We start from the raw sequence: 7,920 nt of genomic DNA on the forward strand, positions 1-7,920 counted from the left end.
GGCGAAGGGGCGGGGCAGGCCGAGTGTGACGAAGCCCTCGGCCTGCATCGCCGCGAAACCGATCCGCGGCAGGTCGCGGGTGTTTCCGAACACCAGGAAGCGCGGCTCCCAGCGAGGCCGGAACTTGGCGTTGAACTTGTACAGCGACTCGATCTGGAACCAGCGGGAGAGGAAGACCAACAGCCCGCGCCAGCCGCGCAGTACCGGTCCCGCGCCGAGCCGCTCGCCGCGGGCGAGGGCGGAGCGGAACATCGCGAAGTTGAGCGACACCCGGCGCACGCCGAGTCCGGGTGCGGCCTGGAGTGCGGCCACGATGAGCAGTTCGTTCATGCCGGGGTCGGCCGAGCGGTCACGCCGCATCAGGTCCAGCGACATCCCGTCGGGGCCCCACGGAACGAAGTGGAGGACGGCCTTCAGATCGCCGTACGGGCCGTGGCTTGCGGAGTGCCGGGCGGTTTCCGCGGTGTGCTGGCCAAGGCTGTGTGTCTGGTCCTGGGGGTTCTCGTCCGCCTTGTGGGCGGTGGCGATCACGCAGTCGCCGTCGGCCGGGTCGCCGATGCGGCCGAGCGCCATGGAGAAGCCTCGCTCGGTGTCGGTGCCGCGCCAGTCGGCCGCCGCTCGCCGCACGAGTTCCAGCTCCTCGGGGCACAGGTCGCGGACGCGTCGCACCCGCGTCTCGTAGCCGTTGCGCTCGATGCGCTTCACCATCTGGCGGACGTTCCGCATGGCGCGGCCGGAGAGGGTGAAGTCGGGCACGTCGACCACGGCCTCGTCGCCGAGTTCCAGTGCGTCCAGGCCCGTCTCGCGGGTCCACACCTGCCCGCCGGTCTCGCTGCAACCCATGACCGCGGGGGTCCAGGAGTGCAGCCGGGCCTGCGCCATGAACCGCTCGATGGCGCCGGGCCAGGCCTCCACGTCGCCGATGGGGTCGCCGCTGGCGAGCATGACGCCGGACACCACGCGATAGCAGACGGCCGCCTTGCCGGTGGGTGAGAAGACGACGCCCTTGTCGCGGCGGAGGGCGAAGTGGCCCAGGGAGTCGCGGTCGCCGTGCCGATCCAGCAGCTCGCGGAGCCTGACCTCGTCCTCGTCGGTCAGCTGCGCGACCGGGTGCTCGGGGCGCAGGGCGAGGTAGATGGTGGTGACGGCGGTGAGCAGGCCGAGCGCGCCCAGCGAGTAGCCGACGGTCCAGGAGATCTGGCCGCGGTAGTCGACCGGGCCCTCGAAGCCGACGAGCCCGTAAATCACGTGCTGGAGCCGGTCGGCGAAGCCGGGCCGGCCGACGACCCGGTTCGGGTGGGAGCTGACGATCACCATGCCGAGGGAGGCGCTGACCGCGCCGAGCAGCAGGAAGTTGGCCAGGGCCTTCCAGCGGCCGCGGGGGTCGGGGAGGGCGGCGAACTCGCGGCGGTGGCGCAGCAGCAGTGCGAGCAGGGCGACCGAGAGGAGGGTGCCCACGAGCGAGTGGCGGTAGAGGATCTGCGTCACGGCGCCCGCCGGGAGCAGGAGGACGGCCGCCGTCCAGGCGCGGCGCTTGCGGCGCTTGAGCCCGTGTGCGAGGAGGAGCAGGAGGACGCCCACGCTGAGGGCGAGAGCGGCGGCGAAGGGGCCGAGGGCGCCGGGCAGGACTTCGGCCAGCGAGTGCATCCGGCTGTGGCGGAAGCGGGGGAAGACTCCGGCCGCGATGTCGAGGAGGCCCACGACCGCGCAGGCCGTGCCGACCAGGTTCGGCACTTTTTCGGGGCGGGGCCCGCGCAATAGGCCTGGTCCCGGCAGGCGTGGCATCCGGCGGACCCGCTCGGGTCGCGCTGGAACCTGTTCGGATTTATCCCCATCTACTCTGACAGACATCGCTTCCCGTGGCTCCGTCAAGAAATGTTTGCGGCGGCTGGTCGCACCATCCGGATGATTTGCGCTCTGGAGGACGCCACTTTCGGGGCCCGGGTTGCCTGGTTCGCCCCGATCGGTCAACGGGCCGGTCCGGAGGGCCGGTTCGCCCGGTGTCACCGGACGGCGCACCCACCCGGAGCCCACCTTCGGTGCGGAAACCCGAGTTGTGTTCCGCCGAGTGGGGCCGGCCCGCGCCCCATGGGGGCCGCCGGCTCCTGGCGCTCTTCGGCTCAATCCCTCAGTTCACGCCCTCTCACGAAAGTCCAGGAAGGCCGTCATGGGTCTCACCAGTAAGAAGGTACTGCTGCTCGCCGTCGTCGCGGCGGTGCTGCTGTTCGCGTCGACGGTGTGGCTGTGGCCGCGGCTCGCGCGGGGCGGGGTGCGCCCGGTGCTCGGCCGGATCTGCCTGCTGCTCATGACCCAGGTGTCGATCCTCGCCGCGGGCGGCCTGGTGGCCAACTCCTACTTCGGCTTCTACAGCTCCTGGGCGGACCTGCTGGGCACCGACCAGGAGATGGGGACGGTGGTGGACCACGGCAGGGAGGGCGCCGGGCAGTTGGAGGTGCTCGGCACGCAGGGCGTCGGCGTGCCGAACGGGGGCGACCCGCGAAAGGCGGGCCGGATCGAGAAGGTGGAGATACGCGGCCGCGGCACGGGGATCACCGCGCCCGCGTATGTGTACCTCCCGCCGCAGTACTTCCAGCCGCGCTACGCCGGTACGAGGTTCCCGGCGGCCGTCGTGCTCACCGGCTATCCGGGGACGGCCGAGAACCTGATCACCCGGCTCAAGTACCCGCAGACCGCCACCCGGCGCATACAGGCGGGCGCCATGCGGCCGACCGTGCTGGTCCTGATGAGGCCCACCGTCGCGCCGCCGCGGGACACCGAGTGCGTGGACGTCCCCGGCGGGCCGCAGGCCGAGAGCTTCTTCACCAAGGACCTGCGCGGGGCGGTCGCTTCCCATTACCGGGTGGGCGGTCAGGCGCGCAGCTGGGGTGTGATCGGCAATTCGACCGGGGGCTACTGCGCCGTGAAGATGACGATGCGCAACCCGGGCGCGTTCTCGGTCGCGGTCGGCCTCTCCGGCAGCTACAAGGCCCCGCTGGACCCCACCACGGGCGATCTCTTCGGCGGCAGTGAGCGGTTGAAGCGGGAGAACGACCTGCTCTGGCGGCTCGACCACCTACCGATGCCGCCGGTCTCCGTTCTGGTGGCCAGCAGCAAGGAGGGCGAGGGCAACTACCGGGCGACCCAGGCCTTCATAGCCAAGGCCAAGGCCCCGCTGCGGGTCTCGTCGATCATCCTCGACCGCGGCGGTCACAACTTCGCGACCTGGAACCGGGAGGTGCCCTCGGCGCTGGACTGGCTCTCGCGGCGGCTGGGCATGCCGTAGGGGCGGTGTCGTCGGCGGGCGGGGCCGCCGGTGGAGACCGGCTGGTGGAGACTGCCGATGGAGACCCCGCCGGTGGAGACCTGCCGGGCAAGGGCCTGTTGGCTGTTACGCGTCGGCCACCGTCTCCAGGTTGACGTCCGAGCGGGGGATGGCGTTCGCGTCGGCGTCGATCGAGCGGCGGAGGGCCTCGTGGAGGCGGGCCGGGGTGAGGACGCCGAGGAACCGGTCGCTCTCCAGGACGGCGATCCAGCCCGCGTCGTGCTGGAGCATCGTGCTGAAGGCCTGCTTGAGGGAGGCCCCGACCGGAAGCCAGGCCTCCATGCGGCGGGAGTGGTCCCGTACGGTCCCGGACTCGGCGGCGGAGGCGGACTCGGCGGACAGCCAGCCGTGCAGGTTCTCGGAGTCGTCGAGGACCACGGCCCAGCGGGCATCGTCGGCCGCGAGGCGCTCGGCGGCCCTGGCGACCGGGTCGTCGAGGTGGACGACCGGCGGCTGTTCGAGGTCGCCCGGCTCGATCGGCGTGACCGACAGCCGCTTCAGGCCGCGGTCGGCGCCGACGAAGTCGGCCACGTAGGGGGTGGCGGGCGCGCCAAGCACTGCGGCAGGCGGGTCGAACTGCTCGATGCGGCCCTGCCCGTAGACCGCGATGCGGTCGCCGAGGCGGACCGCCTCCTCCATGTCGTGGGTGACGAAGAGGACGGTCTTGCGGACCTGCGACTGCAGGCGCAGGAACTCGTTCTGCAGGTGCTCGCGCACGACGGGGTCGACGGCGCCGAAGGGCTCGTCCATGAGGAGTACGGGCGGGTCGGCGGCGAGCGCGCGGGCGACGCCGACGCGCTGGCGCTGGCCGCCGGAGAGCTGGTCGGGGTAGCGGTCGCCGTAGACGGACGGGTCGAGGCCGACCAGGTCGAGGAGTTCGGCCGCCCGCTCGCGGCCCTTCTTCCGCTGCCAGCCCAGCAGATGGGGGACGGTGGCGGTGTTGTCGAGGACGGTCCTGTGCGGGAAGAGGCCGACCTGCTGGATGACGTAGCCGATGCGGCGGCGCAGTTTCACCGGGTCGATGGCCGCGATGTCCTCACCGTCCAGGAGGATCCGGCCGGAGGAGGGCTCGATCAGCCGGTTCACCATCTTCATGGTGGTGGTCTTGCCGCATCCCGACGGTCCGACGAGCGTGACCAGTTCGCCCTCCGCGACCTCGAAGGACAGGTCGTCGACGGCGGTTGTGCCGTCGGCGTAGCGCTTGGTGACGTGCTCGAAGCGGATCATGGTGCCCCATTGTCGCCGGTCGAGGACCGGTTGTTGTGAAGAACGTATTGCCGTGGTGTGGCGGCCTGTCCACAGCCATCACGGATTGTCAGTGCCGGAAGGTAGGGTCGCCGGCGATGGGAACAAGTAGGCGAACACCGGGGGGAGGTGGACGGGTGTGAGCGCGGAGAGCTGTCTCGCGGCGAACGACTGGATCTGCGGAACCTATGTCCGTACGCGAAGCCAGGAGCTGGTGGACGCGACGGTGGAGCACGTCGGGATCACGGTCGCCTCGGTCGTCCTCGGCCTGCTGGTCGCCTTCCCGCTGGCGCTGCTCGCCCGGCGGCGGGGCGGCCTCGCCGGGCCGGTGCTGGGCCTCACCTCGGTCCTCTACACCGTCCCCTCGCTGGCGATGTTCTCGCTGCTCATGCCGGTGTTCGGGGTCTCGGTCGCGGTGGTCGTCACCGGGCTCGCGCTGTATTCGCTGACGGTTCTGGTGCGCAACATCCTGGCCGGGCTCGACGCGGTGCCGGACGAGGCGCGGGAAGCCGCGCGGGGGATGGGATACGGGCCGGGGCGGCTGCTGTTCGAGGTCGAACTGCCGCTGGCGCTGCCCGCGCTGCTCGGCGGCATACGCATTGCCGCGGTGTCCACGATCGCCCTGACCACGGTCGGCGCGATCGTCGGGTACGGCGGCCTGGGCACGCTCATATTGGAAGGCCTGGACAGCTACTTCAAGGCGCAGGTGCTCACCGCCTCCGTCATCTGCGTGGTGCTGGCCGTCGTGGCCGACGTGCTGCTGCTCGGTGCGCAGCGGCTGCTGACGCCGTGGGCGCGGGTGCGCGCGAGGGAGGGGAGCTGACGATGGGGGCGCTGGCGGACGCCTGGGCCTGGCTGACGACGGGCGCCAACTGGGCGGGGCAGAACGGGGTGTGGAACCGGCTGGGCGAGCATCTCTACCTCAGTGCGGTGTGCCTGGCGCTCGCCTGCGCGATAGCGCTGCCGGTCGCGCTCTACCTGGGCCACATCGGCCGGGGCGGCGCGCTGGCCGTCAACCTCTCCAACGGCGGGCGGGCCGTACCCACGCTGGCCGTCCTGGTGCTGCTCACGCTCACCCCGCTCGGCAAGCACGGCGACCTGCCGACGATCATCGCGCTGGTGCTGTTCGCCGTGCCCCCGCTGCTCACCAACGCGTACATCGGGATGCGCGAGGTGGACGCCGCGGTGGTGGAGGCGGCGCGCGGGATGGGCATGTCCGGGCGGCAGTTGTTCGGCCGGGTCGAACTCCCCCTCGCCTACCCGCTGATAGCAACCGGCCTGAGATCGGCGGGGGTCCAGGTGGTGGCCACCGCGACGCTCGCCGCGATGGCGGGCGGCGGCGGACTGGGGCGGGTCATCACGGCCGGCTTCAACACGTATAACACCCCGCAGGTGGTGGCGGGGGCGGTGCTGGTCGCCGCGCTGGCGCTGCTCGTCGAGGGTGTGCTCGTCGCGGCCGGGCGGTTGCTCGACCCCGTGCGGCGCCGCACCGTGGCCACCTCGGCCGGGCCCGGAACCGGGCTCAGAACCGGAGCCGGGGCCGAAGTCAGAACCGGAGCAGAGGCCGCAGTCGAGCCCAAGGCCGTGTGACAACCGATGACTTGGAGGGTGATTTCCATGGGCAGGACCTTCAGCAGGACTCCGCGAGGTCCCCGTGCGGGGCGCGGTGTCCGGACGGCCGGCGCCGCCCTGGCCGCCGTCGCGCTCGTGGTCACGGCCGCCGGGTGCGGCGGGGACAGCCTGGAGAGCAAGGGCTCGGACGGCGGCGATTCCGGCACCGGCGGGGGCAAGAAGGGCTCGCTGGTGATCGGCTCCGCCGGATTCACCGAGTCCGCGCTCATGGCCCAGCTCTACTCCCGGCTGCTGGCGGACGCCGGTTACAGCACGAGCATCAAGACCCTGAAGAACCGCGAACTCTACGAACCGGCCCTGGAGAAGGGCCAGATAGACGTCGTCCCCGAATACGCCGCCACGCTCGCCGAATTCCTCAACGGCAAGAAGAACGGGCCGAAGGCGGAACCCGTGGCGACCAGCGATGTGGACAAGACCGTCGCGGTGCTCGAGAAGCTTGCCGAGCCGCGGGGGTTGAAGGTTCTCCCGGTCGGCGAGGCGGTTGATCAGAACGCGTTCGCGGTGTCCGGGGAATTCGCCGAGAAGCACCGGCTCAAGACGCTCTCCGATCTCGGGAAGTCCGGCCAGAAGATCAAACTCGCGGCCGGCGACGAGTGCGACATCAGGCCGTTCTGCCGGCCGGGTCTGGAGGAGACGTACGGCATCGACATCACTGCCATCGACCCGAAGGGCGTGGGCACCACGCCCGCCAAGCAGGCGGTCAAGGACGGCACGGACCAACTGGTGCTGACCACCACGACCGACGCCACGCTCACCGACTTCGGGCTGGTGCTGCTGGAGGACGACAAGGGCCTGCAGAACGCCGACAACCTGCTGCCCGTGGTGAACGCGGAGAGCGCCGGGGACAAGGACGTCGAGGCGGCTCTCGACAAGCTCACGAAGGTGCTGACGACCGACGATCTGATCGATCTCAACCGCAAGGTCGATGCCGAGCGACAGAAGCCCGCCGATGTCGCCGAAGAGTTTCTGAAGTCGAAGGGATTGCTGTCCAAGTAACCGGGTGGGGAGCGGATTCGAACGGGGTGGTGGCGAGATGCGTGACGGATCGGGTAACCGGCGGAAAACAGATTCACGGCCGACTCGTCACGACAACCGTACGCACGGTAAGTTTCTGGCCATGCCACGTGGACGCCACCGCCAATCCCCGCCCCTGCACAGGCTGCTGCCCCCCGCGGCGATAGCCGGTGCGGCCCTGGCCTGCGCCGCGGGCGCCTGGCTGCTCGGCGATCCCGTGGCCCTGCGGATATGCGTGGCCGCCGCGGCCGCCGCGGCCGTGACCGGTGCGGTCCTCATGCGGTCCTGGGACCGCGCCGCGGGCAGGAGCGTCGCCGAGCTCAACCGGGCCCGGGTGCGCGACGAGTGGCGTACCGAGGAGCGGATCGCCGAACTCGAGGGCGACCTCGAGGAGTCGCGCGAGCTGCGCACCACCCTGGAGGGCAGGCTGCGCGCCAAGCGCGGCGAGCTCGCCCGCCTCCGCAACGAACACGCCGCGCTGCTGCGGCGGTACGCGACCGCGGAAGCCGAGCGGGCCAGCGCGCTCGAGGGCCGCAGACTGCTCGCCCTGGAGTCGGCCGCCCCGGCCAGGGCACTCACCGCGGGAGCACCCGAAGCCCGGCCGTCGAGGGGCACTTGGCCGCCAACGGAGACCCGGTCGTCGACGGAAACCCAGTCGTCGACAGGGTCCCGGCCGTCGACGGGAACCCGGGCCTCGGCCGAGGCCC

Annotated in this window: 6 protein-coding genes and 1 pseudogene; 5 read left to right on the forward strand and 2 right to left on the reverse strand. The window is 71.3% G+C overall.

Translation table 11 applies throughout. The features are described from left to right. The coding region (locus AOK16_RS13990; protein ID WP_079101366.1) for a phosphatidylglycerol lysyltransferase domain-containing protein at positions 1 to 1,851 on the reverse strand (1,851 nt) is incomplete at its 3' end. A 316-nt stretch (positions 1,852 to 2,167) separates the two neighbouring features. On the opposite strand from AOK16_RS13990, the gene AOK16_RS13995 reads away from it, so the two are divergent. Next, entirely contained in the window at positions 2,168 to 3,283 is a 1,116-nt protein-coding gene (locus AOK16_RS13995) for an alpha/beta hydrolase (RefSeq protein ID WP_055472594.1), read from the forward strand. Between the two features lie 105 nt (positions 3,284 to 3,388). Here the strand turns inward: AOK16_RS13995 and AOK16_RS14000 are convergent, their stop codons facing one another. Beyond that, positions 3,389 to 4,549 carry an ABC transporter ATP-binding protein gene (locus tag AOK16_RS14000; RefSeq protein ID WP_055472595.1) on the reverse strand — a complete coding sequence of 387 codons (1,161 nt, stop codon included), beginning with the start codon at positions 4,547 to 4,549 and terminating at the stop codon, positions 3,389 to 3,391. Positions 4,550 to 4,706: 157 nt separating this feature from the next. Between AOK16_RS14000 and AOK16_RS14005 the strand changes: the two genes are divergently transcribed. From AOK16_RS14005 to AOK16_RS14020, 4 genes and pseudogenes are all read left to right on the forward strand, one after another. Continuing rightward, entirely contained in the window at positions 4,707 to 5,390 is a 684-nt protein-coding gene (locus AOK16_RS14005) for an ABC transporter permease (protein ID WP_055472596.1), read from the forward strand. Positions 5,391 to 5,392: 2 nt separating this feature from the next. After that, the gene (locus AOK16_RS14010) at positions 5,393 to 6,157 is read left to right on the forward strand and encodes an ABC transporter permease (RefSeq protein WP_079101365.1); all 765 of its coding nucleotides are present in this window, start codon (positions 5,393 to 5,395) and stop codon (positions 6,155 to 6,157) included. 27 nt (positions 6,158 to 6,184) lie between these two features. Beyond that, the gene (locus AOK16_RS14015; RefSeq protein WP_055472597.1) at positions 6,185 to 7,195 is read left to right on the forward strand and encodes an ABC transporter substrate-binding protein; all 1,011 of its coding nucleotides are present in this window, start codon (positions 6,185 to 6,187) and stop codon (positions 7,193 to 7,195) included. A gap of 121 nt (positions 7,196 to 7,316) precedes the next feature. Continuing rightward, a pseudogene (locus AOK16_RS14020) lies at positions 7,317 to 7,920 on the forward strand (hypothetical protein); the annotation flags it as partial.

Source organism: Streptomyces pathocidini (assembly GCF_001418495.1).
Classification (GTDB): Bacteria; Actinomycetota; Actinomycetes; order Streptomycetales; family Streptomycetaceae; genus Streptomyces; species Streptomyces pathocidini.